Annotated in this window: 20 protein-coding genes; 8 read left to right on the forward strand and 12 right to left on the reverse strand. The window is 41.4% G+C overall.

What is annotated here, in order from left to right; genetic code table 11:
* Positions 1–22: 22 nt before the first annotated feature.
* The gene (locus MORIYA_RS20875; protein WP_162629299.1) at positions 23–178 is read left to right on the forward strand and encodes a hypothetical protein; all 156 of its coding nucleotides are present in this window, start codon (positions 23–25) and stop codon (positions 176–178) included.
* Positions 179–221: 43 nt separating this feature from the next.
* Here the strand turns inward: MORIYA_RS20875 and MORIYA_RS19380 are convergent, their stop codons facing one another.
* From MORIYA_RS19380 to sapA, 5 genes are read right to left on the reverse strand one after another with little or no spacing between them, the layout of a single operon-like run.
* Complete coding sequence (locus MORIYA_RS19380; protein WP_112717898.1) at positions 222–1,046, reverse strand: peptide ABC transporter ATP-binding protein; 825 nt, start codon at positions 1,044–1,046, stop codon at positions 222–224.
* A complete protein-coding gene (locus tag MORIYA_RS19385; RefSeq protein ID WP_112717900.1) occupies positions 1,031–2,044 on the reverse strand; it encodes a peptide ABC transporter ATP-binding protein in 1,014 nt (337 codons plus the stop codon). Before MORIYA_RS19385 ends, MORIYA_RS19380 begins: the two co-directional genes overlap by 16 nt.
* The gene (locus MORIYA_RS19390) at positions 2,044–2,934 is read right to left on the reverse strand and encodes an ABC transporter permease subunit (RefSeq protein WP_112717902.1); all 891 of its coding nucleotides are present in this window, start codon (positions 2,932–2,934) and stop codon (positions 2,044–2,046) included. The genes MORIYA_RS19385 and MORIYA_RS19390 overlap by 1 nt, the downstream gene beginning before the upstream one ends.
* Entirely contained in the window at positions 2,921–3,886 is a 966-nt protein-coding gene (locus MORIYA_RS19395; RefSeq protein ID WP_112717904.1) for an ABC transporter permease, read from the reverse strand. Before MORIYA_RS19395 ends, MORIYA_RS19390 begins: the two co-directional genes overlap by 14 nt.
* A gap of 3 nt (positions 3,887–3,889) precedes the next feature.
* Positions 3,890–5,503 (reverse strand): ABC transporter substrate-binding protein SapA, encoded by a 1,614-nt coding sequence (gene sapA, locus MORIYA_RS19400; protein ID WP_112717906.1) that lies wholly within the window; start codon positions 5,501–5,503, stop codon positions 3,890–3,892.
* 284 nt (positions 5,504–5,787) lie between these two features.
* Between sapA and tyrR the strand changes: the two genes are divergently transcribed.
* The 3 genes from tyrR (at position 5,788) to MORIYA_RS19415 (ending at position 9,644) form a co-directional block, all read left to right on the forward strand.
* Complete coding sequence (gene tyrR / locus MORIYA_RS19405) at positions 5,788–7,356, forward strand: transcriptional regulator TyrR (protein ID WP_112717908.1); 1,569 nt, start codon at positions 5,788–5,790, stop codon at positions 7,354–7,356.
* Positions 7,357–7,511: 155 nt separating this feature from the next.
* Positions 7,512–8,159: a DUF3108 domain-containing protein gene (locus MORIYA_RS19410; protein WP_112717910.1), complete on the forward strand. Its 648-nt coding sequence runs from the start codon at positions 7,512–7,514 to the stop codon at positions 8,157–8,159.
* Between the two features lie 75 nt (positions 8,160–8,234).
* Positions 8,235–9,644 (forward strand): cobyric acid synthase, encoded by a 1,410-nt coding sequence (locus tag MORIYA_RS19415; RefSeq protein ID WP_112717911.1) that lies wholly within the window; start codon positions 8,235–8,237, stop codon positions 9,642–9,644.
* 118 nt (positions 9,645–9,762) lie between these two features.
* On the opposite strand, the gene pdxH is transcribed toward MORIYA_RS19415, so the two are convergent.
* Together pdxH and MORIYA_RS19425 are read right to left on the reverse strand one after the other, a co-directional pair.
* Positions 9,763–10,416 (reverse strand): pyridoxamine 5'-phosphate oxidase, encoded by a 654-nt coding sequence (pdxH, locus tag MORIYA_RS19420; RefSeq protein WP_112717913.1) that lies wholly within the window; start codon positions 10,414–10,416, stop codon positions 9,763–9,765.
* A 9-nt stretch (positions 10,417–10,425) separates the two neighbouring features.
* Complete coding sequence (locus tag MORIYA_RS19425; RefSeq protein ID WP_112717915.1) at positions 10,426–10,689, reverse strand: GrxA family glutaredoxin; 264 nt, start codon at positions 10,687–10,689, stop codon at positions 10,426–10,428.
* Between the two features lie 315 nt (positions 10,690–11,004).
* On the opposite strand from MORIYA_RS19425, the gene pssA reads away from it, so the two are divergent.
* The 4 genes from pssA to MORIYA_RS19445 all read left to right on the forward strand — a co-directional run bounded on the left by pssA (position 11,005) and on the right by MORIYA_RS19445 (position 14,193).
* Positions 11,005–12,354: a CDP-diacylglycerol--serine O-phosphatidyltransferase gene (pssA, locus tag MORIYA_RS19430; RefSeq protein ID WP_112717917.1), complete on the forward strand. Its 1,350-nt coding sequence runs from the start codon at positions 11,005–11,007 to the stop codon at positions 12,352–12,354.
* 205 nt (positions 12,355–12,559) lie between these two features.
* Complete coding sequence (locus tag MORIYA_RS19435) at positions 12,560–12,871, forward strand: HlyU family transcriptional regulator (protein WP_112717919.1); 312 nt, start codon at positions 12,560–12,562, stop codon at positions 12,869–12,871.
* A 36-nt stretch (positions 12,872–12,907) separates the two neighbouring features.
* The gene (gene msrA / locus MORIYA_RS19440) at positions 12,908–13,549 is read left to right on the forward strand and encodes a peptide-methionine (S)-S-oxide reductase MsrA (protein ID WP_112717921.1); all 642 of its coding nucleotides are present in this window, start codon (positions 12,908–12,910) and stop codon (positions 13,547–13,549) included.
* A gap of 2 nt (positions 13,550–13,551) precedes the next feature.
* Complete coding sequence (locus MORIYA_RS19445; protein WP_112717923.1) at positions 13,552–14,193, forward strand: M50 family metallopeptidase; 642 nt, start codon at positions 13,552–13,554, stop codon at positions 14,191–14,193.
* Here the strand turns inward: MORIYA_RS19445 and MORIYA_RS19450 are convergent.
* From MORIYA_RS19450 to MORIYA_RS19465, 5 genes are all read right to left on the reverse strand, one after another.
* Positions 14,169–15,032, reverse strand: coding sequence for a 4'-phosphopantetheinyl transferase family protein (locus tag MORIYA_RS19450; RefSeq protein ID WP_112717925.1), 864 nt, complete (start codon positions 15,030–15,032; stop codon positions 14,169–14,171). The genes MORIYA_RS19445 and MORIYA_RS19450 overlap by 25 nt on opposite strands.
* 54 nt (positions 15,033–15,086) lie before the next feature.
* The gene (locus MORIYA_RS19455) at positions 15,087–15,635 is read right to left on the reverse strand and encodes a hypothetical protein (protein ID WP_112717927.1); all 549 of its coding nucleotides are present in this window, start codon (positions 15,633–15,635) and stop codon (positions 15,087–15,089) included.
* A gap of 136 nt (positions 15,636–15,771) precedes the next feature.
* Positions 15,772–15,972 (reverse strand): TSUP family transporter, encoded by a 201-nt coding sequence (locus MORIYA_RS21645; RefSeq protein ID WP_269461250.1) that lies wholly within the window; start codon positions 15,970–15,972, stop codon positions 15,772–15,774.
* Positions 15,956–16,330: a sulfite exporter TauE/SafE family protein gene (locus MORIYA_RS21650; protein WP_269461251.1), complete on the reverse strand. Its 375-nt coding sequence runs from the start codon at positions 16,328–16,330 to the stop codon at positions 15,956–15,958. Before MORIYA_RS21650 ends, MORIYA_RS21645 begins: the two co-directional genes overlap by 17 nt.
* Positions 16,331–16,356: 26 nt before the next feature.
* Positions 16,357–17,238 carry an NAD(P)-dependent oxidoreductase gene (locus tag MORIYA_RS19465; protein WP_112717929.1) on the reverse strand — a complete coding sequence of 294 codons (882 nt, stop codon included), beginning with the start codon at positions 17,236–17,238 and terminating at the stop codon, positions 16,357–16,359.
* Between the last annotated feature and the right edge of the window lie 24 nt (positions 17,239–17,262).

The following is a 17,262-nucleotide window of genomic DNA, read 5'->3' on the forward strand; positions in this document are numbered from 1 at the left end:
TTAGGTGAATGGGTCTCGAGCGATGAAATATACGGCAACGACTGAATATTTAATGGTGAGCGAAAATATGATGAAGCAGCGTGTGCCACGTCAAAAATGGCGTTTTTTCTTACGTGTAGATGCTTTTGAACACATAAAAACGGCGCTAAATAAAAGTGAGGTTCGTCGCTACAAGTAAAATTAATACGATTAGCGGTGAGCATGATTTAGCGTAATAACAATCATCGGCGGTGTTTTTTCATCGCATATTGATTCGATAATATTTGTCCACACAATGCCGCTGTTGGTTGAGAAAATAGCTGTTCGGTACGACCTTGCTCGATACATTCCCCTTGATGCATAACAATCAGTTTATCACTTATATGCTTTACTAAGCCCATATTATGGGTAACAACGATATAGGAGATACCAATTGTTTTTTGTAGTTCTAACATCAAGTTTATCATCTGTGAGCGCAATGAAATATCCAGTGTTGATAGTGTATCATCAGCAATAATAATTTTTGGATTTAAAATAAGGGCTCTGGCCAGTGCAATACGTTGTTTTTGTCCACTTGATAACATCGGGGGATAGAAGGTCGCATATTCAGGTAACAAGCCAACCAAACGTAATGTTTCGGTGATCTTCTCTGCCCGTTTGGTTACGGACATATCGGTATTTAATTGCAATGGCGCATCCAAAATTTGGCCTACAGTGGTACGGGGATTGAGTGACGTTTCAGGATCTTGAAACACCATTCTGATTGAACGACACCGTAAATCAGTATTACTGTCATCGAGTTTACAGCCATCAATATACATATTACCCGTTGTCGGCTTTATAATGCCGGCAAGTAATCGTGCCAGAGTTGACTTACCTGATCCTGTTTCACCAATAATCGCGAGTGTTTCTGAACGATTTAAACTAAATGAAATATCATGGACCGCAACAACTTCTTGACGTTTAAAAAATCCGGTTGGGTTGATAAAGGTCTTGCCCAATTTTTCTACACGAAATAAAGGCTGCTCGCGTGTTGTCGCAGCGATGTCGATTATTTTTTCTGACATTTCTTACCTTTTAATTCATCTGCATTTAATGGAAAGTGGCAACTAAACATATGGCCTTTTATTTTTTGCATTGGCGGAGTGATCACGCAGTTTTTTTGGGCATTAGGACAGCGTGGCCCTAGTCGGCAACCAATGGGCAAATGGTGTAAGAGCGGAACCTGCCCAGCCAAGGTTCTTAACCGTCCTTTATGTGGCACTTGGCTAAAATCGGGATTAGCCCGTAATAATGCCGCAGTATAAGGATGGTGGGTATGATTAAACACTTGATCTATCGTGCCACTTTCAACCATCTGCCCACAGTACATCACGGTTATATTATCTGCTAATAAACTGACTGTTTCTAAATCGTGGCTAATCAGAAGAATTGTAGTGTGGGATAACTTATTTAGTTTATCGAGTAAACGTAAAATTTGATTCTGCGTTTTAGGCTCCATTGCTGTTGTCGGCTCATCAGCAATCAATAGGCGAGGTTTTTTTGCAATGGCCATCGCTATCATCACTTTTTGACAAAGCCCTTCAGAGAGTTCAAAAGGGTAGCTATTCATCACCTTTTTATGATCTTTTACACCGACTTTATGCAGTAGGGCAATGGCTTGTTTTTTACGCCAGTTAAAGCGCTGCCAAAAATGACCGATAAACTGATCACACGGGATGGCTTCTGCAAGCTGATCACCCGCTTTTTCTGATGGGTCTAAATGTGCGGCTGCATCTTGAAAAATCATGCCGATTTCTTTACCCATTACCCGACGGCGTTGCACTGAGGTTAAATTAAGTAAATCAATATCACCGAGCCGTAAGCGGTCTGCTCGAACACGCCAGTTATCGTTGGTAATACCCATAATTGCTTTTGCAACAAGACTTTTTCCGGAACCTGATTCACCGACCAGTCCACGTATTTCACCATCACTCAGGGTAAGGTTAAATTTATCAACCGCTTTTAAAGTACCTTGCGGTGTGACAATTTCAATGGTGAGATTTCGAATATCGAGTAGTGCCATTAATCAACTCCTGCAATCACAGATTGTCTTAAACTTTCGCCAACGATATTAATAATGAAGATCGTCACTAAAATAGCTAACCCAGGTAGTATGACCGTCCAAGGTGCAATAAATACCAAATCGGTTGCACCTGATAACATCGTGCCCCACTCCGAAAGAGGATGCTGTGCACCTAAGCCCAAAAAGCCTAATGCACTTATATCAATTATAGCTGATGAGATCGCGCGAGTAAGTAAGTTAACCAGTGTTTCAATGATATTGGGGAATACCCCATAACGAATAATACGGTAGTGATTGGCCCCATCGAGTTTGAGCGCAACGATGTACTCTTTTTGCAATTCTTGGTAAACCGACAGATACACACCACGAATAAATTGTGGAATCGAAGCCAATAAAATAGCGAACAAACTGTGGTCCAAGCCAGGCCCAAGCACTGAGATAAAGATGATCGCTAATAATAGTGACGGGATTGATAACGCCGTATCCATAATATGATGCAAGGTACTTGATAATAGGCCACGGCTGATCGCGGCGGTAATACCAATTGTCGTCCCTATAACCAAGGCGATAAAGCTAATGATTAGCGCGTTGCCAAAGGTTAAGCGCAAACCATATAATAATCGAGACAACACATCTCGGCCTAAATCATCGGTACCAAAGAAGTAATCAACGGTACCTTGATCATCCCATGACGGTGGTTGCAACAATAAATTCGCTTGTCGTATATCAGGTTCATGAGGGGCGATTAAAGGTGCAAAAACCATTAAGAAAAGCAATAACCCAAGCGCCCATAACGCGGCCATCGCAATTTGCTGTGATGAATAATGCTTCCAGGTTTGTTCTGTAGGCGACAGAATATGTTCATCCGCAAAGATATTAATATTGGGCATAAAGTTCTTTCCTGCGAATTGGATGAATGACAACCGTTAATATTTCGGTTAATACATTTGCTGTGACCACAAAAATTGCCACAGTTAACATACCACCTTGGATGGCCGCGTAGTCTTGTTGATAAATACTGTTAATCAACCAACGACCAATACCCGGCCATGAGAACACTGCTTCAGTGACCATTGCCGTGGTTAATACCGTACTAAATTGCAGGCCAAGGTGCGGGATCATGTTGGGAATGGCATTACGCAGCACGTGGCGCATAATAATTTCGGTTGTACTTAAGCCCTTACTGGCAGCTGCTTTAATGTATTTTTGTTTCATGACATCACTGACGTGATTACGCATTTGACGAATAACTTCGGTGGTCGGTACCGTCGCTAAGACAATAGTCGGCAGCAATAAGTGTTTAAGCGCATCGTAAAATGCCTCTTGGCTATGTGGGTTATCTGAAATAAGGGTGTCGATAAGCATAAAGCCGGTAACTGAATCAATCTCATAGAGTAAGTTCAGTCGGCCTGTTACCGGCAGCCAATCCCAGTTAAGCGCGAAGTACATCATCACTAATGATGCTAACCAGAACACCGGGATTGAAAAGATAAACAGCGAGATGCCCATAATGGTGCTATCAAGTGAGCTGCCTCGTCGCATGCCGGCAATCGTACCAATAGGCACGCCAATCGTAATCGATAGAATGAAGGCACTGAAACACAATTCTAATGTGGCGGGGAATACGGTTAATATCTCATCTATAACAGGCTGACCGGTACCATTGGTAACGCCTAAATCACCGTGTGCTATTGCCATTAAATAATCTAAATAATTACTGAATAAATTGCCATCTAAGGGCAAGTCACCAGGAATACGACTACGTAGATAAAAACCAATAACGGTTAATGCCATTACAGTAATGACCAGTAGATTAATCCGTCTTATTATATAAAAAAACATGTGTTACTGCCGTTCTGTATTAATGAAATTGATACCACCGAAAGCGGTCGTTTCAACGCCTTTTAAACCACTGCTATAGGCATGTAAGCGTAATGAATGAGCCAGTGGAATAAGGGGTAATTCTTGTTGAATAATTTCTTGGGCGCGATAATAGAGCGTTATGCGTTCAATGTATTCTGTTTCTGTTACCGCTTGATTAATCAAATCATCGAATTCTGAATTACACCAACGGGTATAATTAGAACCGGTGTTAATCGCGTTGCAACTTAATTGGAAGCGGAAGAAATTATCTGGATCATTATTATCTGCAACCCATCCCAATAGGTAACTATCGTATTCACCTTGTTGTAATTTCTTTTTCATGAGTTGCCACTCATATTTAATAATTTTGACTTCGATACCAATTTGCGCTAACTCTGCTTGAATAAGCTCTGCCATTTTAACCGCATCCGGATTATAAACTTGAGATGATTTTAATGCCAAGATATTCATCTTAAAACCATTTGGATAACCAGCCTCGGTGATTAATTGACGTGCATAGGCAAGGTTGTATTTATAACTTTTTAGATATGGGTTATAAGCCCAAGATACCGGCGGTAATATCGATTTGGCATTGACACCTGTATTGTAATAAACAGCTTGTAGTATGGTTTCTTGGTTGATTGTATGGGCGAGTGCACGGCGAATCTTAGGATTATCAAACGGCGCCTGCTCAGAATTAAATGCCCAATAAGCCACATTTAAACCCGTTTCAACGGATATTTTAACACGGTCATGTTCACTGATCATCTCCACTTGGCTCGCCGCTGGATAAGCCATAATATCACATTCTTGAGTCAGTAATTTCGCTAATCGAGAAGATGCATTCGGGGTGATGTCAAAAATTAAGTGTTCGATCTTGGCGTTATCGCCCCAATAGTTATCGTGTCTTTGATAGCGAATAAAGTTATCAGTACGATATTCTTTAAACTTAAATGGACCGGTACCAATCGGCAGGTTATCTATATCGATTTGTTTGTTTAACGCGATTAAAGTGTCGCCATATTCAGCAGATAAAATAACACTGAAATCGCTGGCCAAATTGGCAATAAATGAAGAATCAGGTAATACTAATTTAAATTCAATCGTGTAATCATCAATTTTTACCAGTGATTGGATTTGCCGATCGAATTCGATGCCCTCAAAAAAAGGATAACCATTAGCAGAAACGTCATGATAAGGATGTTTCTTATCTAATATTCGTGCAAAGCTGAAAATGACATCATCGGCATTCAACGGTCGTGTCGGGGTAAAGTAATCAGTTTGATGAAAACGAACATTTTTCCGTAAAAAAAAGCGGTAAGTGAGGCGATCTTCAGATATTTCCCAGTCGATGGCTAATCCAGCTTTGAATTGCTGAGTATTTGGATCAATAAAGAGCAGACGATTGTATAGCTGGCTCGTCGTTGCATCAAGAGTCACATTGGATGTGGCAGTTTGCGGGTTAAATGAACTGGGGCTTCCCTCTGTGCAATAAGCCAGACTGTTCTGTTTAATTGAGATTTGCTCACCACACGCTGTTAACAACAAAAGTACGGTTAGAGGCAGTATAGTTTTAATCAAATTTAGAATATGCATATTGTATTATCACGATTACTCACCTTGTTAATTTATCATTAAGACAATGTTCAACCAAGCTAATCTACGTATTTTATACCATAATAGTTAAATTTATTGATATATGAGACAAAAACGATTCATATCAGCCTGTTTTACTGCGAGGGGGGATTATTTAGTAATATTATCAGGCGATAGTAGCATCTATTTAGCTTGTCATAATATGGTCTGATACATTTTTAGTGGCGTTGATACTGCCGTTTACATGCTATTATAGGCGCATAATATTTTATGGTGGTACAGTAATGCGTTTGGAATTAGTTTGTGAAGATAGAGTGGGTATTAGTCGCGAGATCCTTGATTGTTTTTTAGCACGAGATATTAATTTATCGGCGATTGAGATCCAACAACCTGACCGGATATTTATTAAATCACCGAATCTAGAGTTTTCTGACTTGCAGACGTTGATGGCGAATCTTCGCCGAATTAGCGGCGTGTGTGATGTTAAAACAGTCAGCTATTTACCTTCTGAACTTGAGCATCAAGAAATACAAACCTTGATGACTAACTTACCTGATATTGTATTTTCGGTTGATGTAAAAGGCTTAGTGTCGTTGGTTAATTCACCCGCATTGACTGCGCTTGGACTTTTGGAATCGCAAGTGAAAGGGCATTGTATCAGCAATTTTGTCAAAGGGTTTTCAATTACTAAGTGGCTAGAATCAGAGGGAATCTGCGCGCAAACACAAAAACTCACCTTACTAGATGAAGATTTTTTTGGTGATATTCTACCCCTTAGTATTAGCTGTGATGTTAATCAAGTGACGTTATCCAAAGCCGCCGTTAGCGTAAAACCACACGAACTCGTTGGCGCAGTGATCATTCTTAAATCGGTTGACCGTATTGGTAAACAGTTTAATTTCTTACGTACTTTCCAATTTGCGGCATTTGATGAGATTCTCGCCAAAAGCGAAAAAATGAATAAGTTAATCAATATCGCGAAAAAGTTTGCCATACTCGATGCGCCGTTAATGATTTTAGGTGAGACTGGTGCGGGTAAAGAACTGATAGCTAAAGCCTGTCACCAAGCAAGTGGGCGATCACAACATCAATTTTTAGCACTCAACTGTGCCGCGGTACCTGATGCTGTCGCAGAATCTGAATTGTTTGGTGTGGTTACTGATGACGGCGAAACTAAGCGTGGCATTTTTGAACTCGCCAATGAAGGTTCAGTACTGTTGGATGAAATCGGTGATATGTCACCGTACTTGCAAACCAAATTTTTACGTTTATTGGAAACCGGTTGCTTCCGACGCGTAGGCGATGAGCAAGAAGTACGGGTTGATGTACGTATTATTTGTACCACTCAAAATGATCTGGCTAAGTTGATCCGTGAAGGTAAATTCCGCCAAGATTTATATTATCGTTTAAATGTTTTATCGATGACTGTGCCGGCGCTACGTGATCGTAAAGAAGATATTATTCCGCTTTGCCATTCGTTCTGCAGTGTATTTAGTCATGAATTACAACGTACCAAACCTCAGTTAAGTCGTAATGTATTAGAGTTATTACAATCTTATCCTTGGCCTGGTAACGTACGTGAATTGCGTAATGTGTTATATCATGCGCTGTCCTTGTTAGAAGGGGATGTATTAAATCCGTGTGACTTGAGCTTATCAGCAACAACGACTGAAACTTATGATGAAGCCTTGTTTGATGGGTCATTGGATGAAGCCTGTAAACGTTTTGAAAAATTATTATTACAGCGTTTATACCCGTCTTATCCAAGTACACGGCAATTAGCCAAGCGCCTAGGCGTATCGCATACTGCTATTGCCAACAAGTTACGCGATTATAAAATCACTAAAAAATAGTATTTAGCTGCTCGCGTATTTATAGATCAATATAGTCATGGTTTTATAGGTTAAAATCACTATAGCTCGCATCCCGCTTGTGCGAGCTATTTCTGAAGGGAGTCGCTTTGATGAACGTTTGTTCCACTATCATATTCAGTATAGGAACTTATGCCATGACCGCATCTGCAGTACAGGCTGAGTTATACCCTTTTCAAGCGCAATACTCGATGTATTACAAAGATGTGAAATTTGGACATTGTGAACGTTCATTGCGCCGTTTAAATAATTTTGAATATAAATTAACCAGTACAGCATCGGTATTACTGGGTTCGGGCAGCTATGAAAATAACTCTTGGTTTAAGTTACAAAATGGGTTGCTAACTGCGCAGCGTTATAAGCATGAAACAACGGTTATCGGCTTTAGTTCAGTGTCATCTGGTATCTTTGATGAGCAGGGCGATATTGTGATGGATTATGATGACAATCAGGTGAAATTAAGGCTGCAATCGCATGTGATGGATATTGGTGCGATGACTATTTTGTTGCAAAATGATCTTAAATTAGGTAAACAAGCGTTCAATTACCAATGGGTATTTGAAGATAAAGTCGAAGCCATTGAGTTTGAATATCTAACCGAAGAATCGATCAATACCATATTTGGTGACATGCAAGCCGTTAAACTCAAACAAGTAACCAAGAAGAACCGCATTTCTTATTTCTGGTTTATTCCAAAACTGGATTATCAACTCGCTAAAATCGAAGTATATAAAAAAGGCAAACGTTGGGGTTATTTAAAATTATCTGATCTGTCTTTCCAATAACCTTATCTCCTTGTTTACCCCCGCGAGGCTAACCGTTACACTGCTGATATTCAGCTGCAATCAGATAGATATAAAATGACCAAGCCAATCATGATCATGGGGTGTACTAGCGACGCCGGTAAAAGTTTCGTTGTCGCGGGTTTATGCCGCATGTTTGCTAATCGCGGTGTTAATGTCGCGCCATTTAAAGCCCAGAACATGAGTAATAATGCTGCGGTTACCGCCAAAGGTGAAGAGATTGGTCGTGCCCAATACTTACAAGCCATTGCCGCCAAAGTCACTCCAGATGTACGGATGAACCCAGTATTATTAAAACCAAGTGCAGATACCAAAAGTCAACTGATTTTGAATGGTAAACCAGCGCCGGAGTTGAGTGAGATACCGTGGATGGAGCGTAAAGCTTATTTGTTTACGCACGTTGAAAAAGCGCTCGCAGATTTACAACAAGAATACCAACAAATAATTATTGAGGGCGCAGGTAGTCCAGCTGAAGTGAATTTACGTCCGAGCGATATCGTTAATATGAGTGTTGCGCTGATCTGTAATGCGGATGTCTATTTGGTTGCTGATATTGATAAGGGGGGCGCATTTGCACATCTACTCGGCACCTTTATGTGCCTTGCCAAAGAAGAACAGCAACTGATCAAAGGTTTTGTATTAAATAAATTCCGTGGTGATCCACTGTTACTCGGTAATGCGATGGATTGGCTAGAAGAAAAAACCGGCGTGCCGACTGTCGCTAATATTCATTACTTTCCGCATCGGTTACCTGAAGAAGATACTCTGCATCATCGTGCCGCTTATAAACGTGGGTTGATCAATATTGCCTTAATTGCTTACCCGTACGCAGCGAACATGGACGAGTTTGATAACCTTATTCATCAAGATAACGTCAATGTGGTACCGCTGCGTGATGGTCAGTCATTGGTTGATTTTGATGCCATTATATTACCGGGCAGTAAAAATACGGCTGCGAGTTTATTACATCTGCGTGAGTCTGGACTCGCTAATGAAATCAGCAAGGCTGCACAACGAGGTCAGCCAATTTTAGGTATTTGTGGTGGCATGCAATTATTGGGCGAACATATTCTTGATCCACATCATATCGAAGGTGGCGATGAACAAGGTTTAGGACTGCTGCCTATCATCACTGCACATGCCCAGACTAAAACCACACGACAACGTGAAATTGACTGGCAGGGTTTTAAACTATCAGGTTATGAAATTCATCACGGTCACACCAAGATGAGCTTGAAAAGTGACGCGCAAATGACTACTTGCAAAAGTTTTATTGAGACAGATTTAGGCTGGCAACAAGGTAATGTCTACGGGTGTTATTTACATGGGTTATTTGATAATAAAGGTTTTATTAATCAGTTTTTAACGAATTTAGGCTGGGAGGGTGACGCCGATGACCACGCGGTTAGTTTGGATGCTGAGCTAAACCGTGTCGCGGATATGTTTGAGAAATTGGATTGGTTATAAAACGCAGCGCTTAGATAACTCGCATGCTTAGAGATAGAGTAGCAGGCAGAAGGATTAACCTGCTATTCTCTATATTGTACATATGCTTAGATATAAATAATACGCCACGAATATGAAACTAGGGCGCGAGGCGATCAACGCGCCAATTATCGCCTTCTTTTACATAACTAAAGCGATCATGTAAGCGATCTGCTTTACCTTGCCAGAATTCGATACTGGTTGGTTTTACCACATAGCCGCCCCAAAACTCAGGTAATGGCACTTCTTTATTCGCAAATTTAGCGGTGAACTGTTTTACTTGTTGTTCTAAGATCTTGCGAGAAGTGATCACTGTACTTTGCTCTGATGCCCAAGCGCCGATTCGGCTACCTCGTCCACGAGATTGGAAATAAGCATTAGACTCTTCAGCTGAGATCTTTTCGACCACACCTTGAATACGTACCTGACGTTGTAAAATGTTCCAATGGAATGTTAACGCAACACAGGGGTTTTGAGCTAGCTCTTGACCTTTTCGGCTGTCATAATTGGTAAAGAAAACAAAGCCTTCTTTAGTCAATTCTTTCAGTAGTACCACTCGGCAAGAAGGGTGACCATTGGCATCGACAGTAGACACTGTCATAGATTCAGGTAAGACGATGCCGCAGTCTTGTGCCGCTTTGAACCAGCGTTGGAACTGCTCAAATGGGTCAACACTGGGATCAAGATCGGGCAAGTTGACTAATACGCCTTGCCCTAAGGTAAATGCACAACGGATCTTAGTTAATAAAGACATAGTTAAGCCTTATGCATAGAGACCCAAGTTTTCTTTAGCGAACTGTTCAAATTCAGTACAACCACCAAGGTGTTTTTCATCGATAAAGATTTGTGGCACTGTATTCACTGGTACGCCCGCTGATTTTTCTAGATCAGCTTTACTGATACCTTCGGCAAGCATATCGATGTAGTTGAAATCAAAATCTTCATTGTCAGCTTTTAATGTTTCTGCAATTTGTTTCGCACGTACACAGTAAGGGCAACCAGGACGACCAAAGATAACTGTAAACATAATATAAATACTCCGGGTAAGATAAATTGGTTAGCACGCTATGTGTACTTTAATGATAAGTACCCGTTGCTAGTAAGTGAGTTCACTCTTAATGTGTACATAGTATGTTTTTCTGAAATAAAATGAAATTGTTTATTTAATAATAATTGATAGGCATTAACTATTGATGACGAATGTAACATTATCAGTATGACTTCTGTTAAGAAATGTAAATTTTCAGCACCGAGTTCGAATAATTGCAGAGATAAATAGCAATCAAGATTGGAATCAGTGATAATTATCGATTAAATTTTATAAATCAGCTTGAAACAATATATGAAATCATTAGAGTTTTATCAATCTACGATTACCAACTTAAAGCAACTGCCGATGTCGGCAGGGCATATTGATGTTTTATTTTCAGCGCGTGATTTTAAAGCGAAAATATTAGACTTAATTGCTTCATCTTCGAAACGCATTTATCTTTCGACTTTATATCTTCAAGATGATGATGCAGGTAAAGAAATACTGAATGCGCTGTACCTGGCTCGGGTACATAACCCTGGGTTAGTGATTAAAGTGTTCGTTGATTTTCATCGTGCGCAGCGAGGACTTATTGGTCAGAAAAATCATGGTGGTAATGCCAAACTTTATAGAGATATGCGTCAAAGATTAGGTGATAAAGTAACTATCTTAGGCGTACCAGTGAAAGGCAAAGAAGTGCTGGGGGTCTTGCATCTGAAAGGCTTTATCTTTGATGATAATGTGCTTTACAGTGGCGCGAGTATTAATGACATCTATCTACATCAAGCGGATAAATATCGTTGTGATCGTTATCATGTGTTGTACAACCCGGCGTTAGCAGATTCAATGACCGCGTATTTAGAAGATTACTTTGTGAGCCAGAGCGCGGTGATCCGACTTGATGAAGATGTGATCCCGTCAAGTAAAGCCTTGAAGCAAGATATTCGTCAGTTCAAAAAAACGTTACGCAGTGCACAATATCACTATATTAATACCACCCCAGAAAGTAACGAAGTCGGCATCACGCCTATTTCTGGTTTTGGTCGTCATGGCAACAAGTTAAATCAAACCATCACTAACTTATTACGTGCAGTAGAAAGCGAAATTACTATTTTTACCCCGTATTTTAATTTGCCGTTATCAATATCAAAAGATATTAAGCGCCTGTTAAAACGTAATGTGAAAGTAACCTTGGTGATCGGGGATAAAACCGCAAACGATTTCTACATACCACCGTCAGAACCGTTTAAGGTGATATCAGCACTGCCTTATATTTATGAAACTTACCTGTATAAGTTTGTCAAAACTTGCCAGCCTTATATCGACAAAGGCCTGCTTAATGTGCGTTTATGGACCGACGAAGGTAACAGCTTCCACCTTAAAGGGTTGTGTTGTGATTATAAGTATCACCTATTAACGGGTAATAACTTAAATCCACGCGCATGGGGTTTAGATCTCGAGAATGGTATTCTAATTCATGATACTAAGCAGTTATTAAAAGAGACCCTGCAAGCAGAGCAAGAGCATGTGCTGAAAAACACCCGTCGTATTAAACACCTTTCTGATTTAGAAAGTATAGCGGACTATCCAGCACCCGTGCAGAAATTTATGCGCCGTATTAAAACTACGCGCTTGGATATGTTACTCAAACGTATTCTATAATATCGCGATTCGTCACGCTTAATGATGATAACAAAGGTTTGTTACTGCTTCGGTAACAAGCCTTTGTCGTTTTTAACGATCAGACACTGATTGCTATCCCGATAGCATGTAAATTAGTTTCATTCTTAATGATACTTATTGCTCTGTTCTAGCTTGCTGATTATACTCTGGTTAACTATCAAATAATTAAATTGGCCGTGATATTATGTTCGGATTTTTAAAACGATTTTTTTCTACTTCTATGGACTCGGATACTAAACCTGTCGACAATACACCGACTGTTGAACCAATCGATTACAATGGCTATCTTATCTTTGTGATGCCGAAGGAAGAGGAGGGTCAATACCGTGTCGCGGGTTTAATTGAAAAGCCTGTTGTAGGCGACGAAGAAGCGGATAATTTAAAGCACGAATTTATTCGTTCTGATGTTTGCATGAGCAAGCCGCAAGCGGAACAAATCACGTTACAAAAATGTAAGTTATTCATCGACCAAGTCGGCGATAACATGTTTAAGTAACGAAGGTCTTTTGAGTCATTAACGCTGGAGTTCACGATGTTTTTTGCAAAAAATAAGTCAACCATGGTTAGCAAATCGGATGCGTTGCCTGATAACCCAACGGCAATCCCAGTTGATGCGTTACATTATGTGTCAGCCACGAATATGGTGCCGCCTTTTGTAGCCCAACATCAAGTCTGTTATTTCGCGATGGGCTGCTTCTGGGGCGCTGAACGATTATTTTGGTCGGTACCGGGCGTCGTGACAACCGCGGTCGGTTATCAAGGTGGTTATACTGTGCATCCGCATTATCAACAAGTGTGCTCGGGCCAAACTGGCCATACCGAGTCTGTGTTAGTGGTTTTCGATCCGGAAGTCATTAGCTATGCAGAACTCCTTATCCTGTTTTGGGAAAACCATCAATCAACACAAGGTATGCGACAGGGGGCTGATCAGGGCACTCAATACCGTTCTGCGTTGTACTGCACTTCTGCGCAACAATTATCTGAAGCAAAAGCTTCTGCTGTGCATTATCAGCAAGCATTAGTGGATGGCGGCAGTGATGACACCATTACCACCGAAATCGACTTGGCGGCACCATTTTATTATGCCGAGGCGGATCACCAGCAGTACCTTGCTAAAAATCCACAAGGCTATTGCGGCATAGGCGGCAGTGGCATCTGTTACCTAGGGAATTAATCATGCAAGCGAGAGATAGGCGAATTCTATTTATATTGGTGTTTACGGTTCTCGCTTTTATGTGGCAAAGCACGTTAATTGCGCCGCTCAAAATCTTAGTGGTATTTTTGCATGAGCTTAGCCATGCGCTGGCGACTTGGTTAACCGGTGGTAAGGTGGTGGAGTTTGTGGTCTCGGCCTATCAAAGTGGCCATGTTATCTCGGCGGGTGGCTCGCGGTTTATTATTCTTAGTGCCGGCTATTTGGGCTCGTTACTGTTTGGCTTGTTATTTTATGCGGCCAGCAGTCGTCGTAAAACCACCGATATTAGCTTAGCGTTATTGGCTATCACCATGTTACTCGTGGCCGTGTTTTTTGGTGGCACCTTGTATACCATAGGTTTTGCGGCCGTCATCGCCTTGGTGATCATGGTGTTATTAAAGTACGCTAGTGCGGGTATCAAGCAAACCGTGTTATTAGTGTTTGCCAGTGCCAGCATGATTTATGTCCCTATCGATATTTGGCAAGATACCATCATGCATAGCGGGTCCTTATCTGATGCGCGTATGTTAGCCAATGAAATGGGCGGTGCGACCTTTATGTGGGGCGGTCTGTGGTTTGTCGCGAGTTTGTATTTTATTTATTTAACGCTACGTAAATCGTGATTAAAGAGCGCCGTTAATACCTTAATATCGGTACCGACGTGAGTATTGCTACCAGTATTAATCGACGTATTGTCAGTGACTTCAAGGTTGCTGATGATACTGATATCAAACGCTTGCTCGACCGCTTCATAACAACCTGAGTGTACATGCAATTGCTGGCAATGCTCAAAGACGTTATCCCGCAGTAATTTGGCGATAGGTTGTTTAATGGCTTTGGCTAGCGCTTCTTTTAACGTCCATATGCGATACAACGCCTTGGCGTGCACCGCTTTGCCCATCTCTTCGGCAACTGCCTCAACTTGGCCCATACAGGCGTGTAATTCGTCACTATGATAGTAATGCTTGGCGATTTTTTCGAGCGAACGCTTGGTCGAGATCCATTCTAAATCCACACCCAGTTGCAGTGGTTTTATTGTTAATGCTTGCGTCGCTGCATGCTTTACCGGTACGAGGGCAACCAGCACTTGGCCATGTGAGTGAGAAATACAACTGTGCAGTGCGATAACCTCACCATGCTGATATACCTTTAAGCAAGTATCCTTATCATCGAACAGCACCGCCAGTGAATCAAAATTATAGCCTAAACATTGGCTCGCATAGGTCTTAATGATAACGCGACTTGTGAGGTATTCTTGCTTTGCTTGTGGCTGTTTACGTTTCGCAAATATGACCTGTTCTTGTGGGTGTAAATACTGCGCTGCCAGCTCGGTGATCTGTTCGCTAGCAATGTTGTTACTGTTAAACAAGTAAATATCAATACCGACATCGGCACTGACTGGAAAGTCGCTATGCGAGCTGAAGGTAAGTTGCTGACTGAAGAATGCGGCAGTGTGTGGCATTAAAGATGAGACCGTTATAGTGCTGTGGGCAGAAAGTATAACAATCTCTTGCCACTACTTCAGTAAACCTTGTAATTTTCTTTGCTGTCGAATCAGCCATTCAGGTGTTGTTGTGGTCATTCCCTCTGGTTTTAAAGCGGGGTGGGATACCATCATTTTATTAATGGTTAATTCTTGTTGTTGTTCGATGTCGATAAATAATATGGTCTTGCCATTTTCGAGGGATTGTTTGAATGCTTGGCTATTAATATTGGGTAGCTGAATACCCATGTGATCACCTTCCCAAGTGCAAAAAACCAGCACTACCAAGGCGAACATAATAAGCGGCATGCCACCCAGAGGGCCATTATACCAGCCTTGAAAATAAGTCAGTAACAAGATGGTGACAGCGAACACAATACCAATGGCAGCCCCGATATCACCACTCTTAATTAAGCCTTTCTTCAGTGAGTTATCCACTTCGTATAAATGATGATGACCTAAGGATTTATTATCATTGGTTAAGGTATGAATATGGTCTTTAGCTATGCCATAGGATTGCAATTCATGTTCGATTATCTCCAGTTCATCCTGAGAGTCGACGATATAGTAATGCCTTAACATGGTAACCACCTTACAGCACAATGCCGTGATAATAACGTCAGTAGACAACCTTATTATTATAGTTGAAAACAGCTATATCAGAAGAAACTTATAACCTAATGAGGCCATCAGTAACATCAAGGACACGGATAATGTTTTACGCACAAGGCAGGGCTAGCATGTAAAGTAATTTACCTGCCAGCATAAACGCAATTAACGCGCCGATATTTGACGAAAAGTTGAATAGCTTAGAGGTTGCCGATGCTGACACTAAATCAAATTTCAACAAGTAATGCAGCACTAAGATCAAGAAACTGCCGGTACCAGGACCAAAGAAACCATCATAAAAACCAATCACGAACACCGATGGGCAACATGCCAAGGATTATCTTACCGACAGTATCAGGATCAAAGTAGAGGATCGATTCAGCACCTATGTAGGCACCAATTAATCCAGCGGGGATCCCGGATGCCACTGCAGTCCAAATCACCTTCTTGTTTTTGACAAAATTGCGTATCGCTGCAATCGTGCCGAGTGTACTGACTATCTTTTCTTGCCCCAACGCGACCTGTGGCGGTAACCCCGCTAAGATGAAGGAAGGCACCAGTATTAAGCCGCCTCCGCCTGCGACACTATCAATAAAGCCCGCCGCAAAAGCGGATGCCATTAACGCCAGTAGTATCCATAGCGTGATATCTGCACCAAAAATTTCCATTTTAATATTCTCCTACGTTGTTATCTTTAGACTGATTTTAGCGCGTTAGCTTTGATGAGAATTGATGTGTCCATATTCCCCAGTCCGTGTTGCTGTAATATCTCGTAATCACTATCGACTTGACTCGTTAAAGGTAATTGCAGTTGATAGCGTTCAGCTTCGTCTAAGCAGATCCCTAGATCTTTCCTCATTAGGTTGATCGCAAAGCCAAAATCAAACTGATCGTTTGCCATCGTTTCTGCACGGTTTTCCATCTGCCATGATCCCGCTGCGCCATGCTTAAGCGTTTCTACTACTTGTGCTACATCTAATGATGCCTTTTCCGCTAACGTTAATGCTTCACTTAAACCTTGTAAAACCCCAGCAATACATATTTGATTTACCATTTTACAACGTTGTCCCTGACCGTGATTGCCGAGTAACGTGGACTGTTTTGCATAAGCGTTAAGCACAGGTTGAAGTGTTGTGAAAGTCTCCGTGTTACCGCCACACATGACGGTTAACGTGCCATTTTCGGCACCTGCTTGCCCACCTGAAACGGGCGCATCCATAAATTCAACATCATGGTTTGCACATGCTGCGGCTAACTCGATGGCAAGCTGCGCTGATGTGGTGGTGTGATCGACTAAGATCGCGCCCGGTTTGAGGCTGGCCAATACGCCTGATTCACCGTATACCACGCTGCGTACATCGTCATCGTTACCAACACAAATGAACACGATATCTGCGTTTTCTGCCGCTTCTTTAGGGGACGTAGCCAATTCCCCTTGATAGTCATTTACCCATTTCATGGCTTTTTCGGTGGTACGATTGAATACCGTTGTTTTATATCCTGCACGTTTTAAATAACCCGCCATTGGGTAGCCCATCACCCCAAGACCAACAAACGCAATGCTTAAAGAATTCATATCTATACTCCAACTTACCAATGA

Source organism: Moritella yayanosii, assembly GCF_900465055.1.
GTDB lineage: Bacteria > Pseudomonadota > Gammaproteobacteria > Enterobacterales > Moritellaceae > Moritella > Moritella yayanosii.

Bases quoted from the DNA above. Each gene is read 5' to 3' on its own strand.
- MORIYA_RS19465 (WP_112717929.1), bottom strand. From the start codon at position 17,238: ATGAATTCTTTAAGCATTGCGTTTGTTGGTCTTGGGGTGATGGGCTAC.
- MORIYA_RS19390 (WP_112717902.1), bottom strand. From the start codon at position 2,934: ATGCCCAATATTAATATCTTTGCGGATGAACATATTCTGTCGCCTACA.
- MORIYA_RS21650 (WP_269461251.1), bottom strand. From the start codon at position 16,330: ATGGAAATTTTTGGTGCAGATATCACGCTATGGATACTACTGGCGTTA.
- MORIYA_RS19380 (WP_112717898.1), bottom strand. From the start codon at position 1,046: ATGTCAGAAAAAATAATCGACATCGCTGCGACAACACGCGAGCAGCCT.
- MORIYA_RS20875 (WP_162629299.1), top strand. From the start codon at position 23: ATGAAATATACGGCAACGACTGAATATTTAATGGTGAGCGAAAATATG.
- msrA (WP_112717921.1), top strand. From the start codon at position 12,908: ATGTTTTTTGCAAAAAATAAGTCAACCATGGTTAGCAAATCGGATGCG.
- tyrR (WP_112717908.1), top strand. From the start codon at position 5,788: ATGCGTTTGGAATTAGTTTGTGAAGATAGAGTGGGTATTAGTCGCGAG.
- MORIYA_RS19450 (WP_112717925.1), bottom strand. From the start codon at position 15,032: ATGCCACACACTGCCGCATTCTTCAGTCAGCAACTTACCTTCAGCTCG.
- MORIYA_RS19435 (WP_112717919.1), top strand. From the start codon at position 12,560: ATGTTCGGATTTTTAAAACGATTTTTTTCTACTTCTATGGACTCGGAT.
- MORIYA_RS19415 (WP_112717911.1), top strand. From the start codon at position 8,235: ATGACCAAGCCAATCATGATCATGGGGTGTACTAGCGACGCCGGTAAA.
- MORIYA_RS19385 (WP_112717900.1), bottom strand. From the start codon at position 2,044: ATGGCACTACTCGATATTCGAAATCTCACCATTGAAATTGTCACACCG.
- MORIYA_RS19445 (WP_112717923.1), top strand. From the start codon at position 13,552: ATGCAAGCGAGAGATAGGCGAATTCTATTTATATTGGTGTTTACGGTT.
- MORIYA_RS19395 (WP_112717904.1), bottom strand. From the start codon at position 3,886: ATGTTTTTTTATATAATAAGACGGATTAATCTACTGGTCATTACTGTA.
- pssA (WP_112717917.1), top strand. From the start codon at position 11,005: ATGAAATCATTAGAGTTTTATCAATCTACGATTACCAACTTAAAGCAA.
- MORIYA_RS19455 (WP_112717927.1), bottom strand. From the start codon at position 15,635: ATGTTAAGGCATTACTATATCGTCGACTCTCAGGATGAACTGGAGATA.
- pdxH (WP_112717913.1), bottom strand. From the start codon at position 10,416: ATGTCTTTATTAACTAAGATCCGTTGTGCATTTACCTTAGGGCAAGGC.
- MORIYA_RS19410 (WP_112717910.1), top strand. From the start codon at position 7,512: ATGACCGCATCTGCAGTACAGGCTGAGTTATACCCTTTTCAAGCGCAA.
- MORIYA_RS19425 (WP_112717915.1), bottom strand. From the start codon at position 10,689: ATGTTTACAGTTATCTTTGGTCGTCCTGGTTGCCCTTACTGTGTACGT.
- sapA (WP_112717906.1), bottom strand. From the start codon at position 5,503: ATGCATATTCTAAATTTGATTAAAACTATACTGCCTCTAACCGTACTT.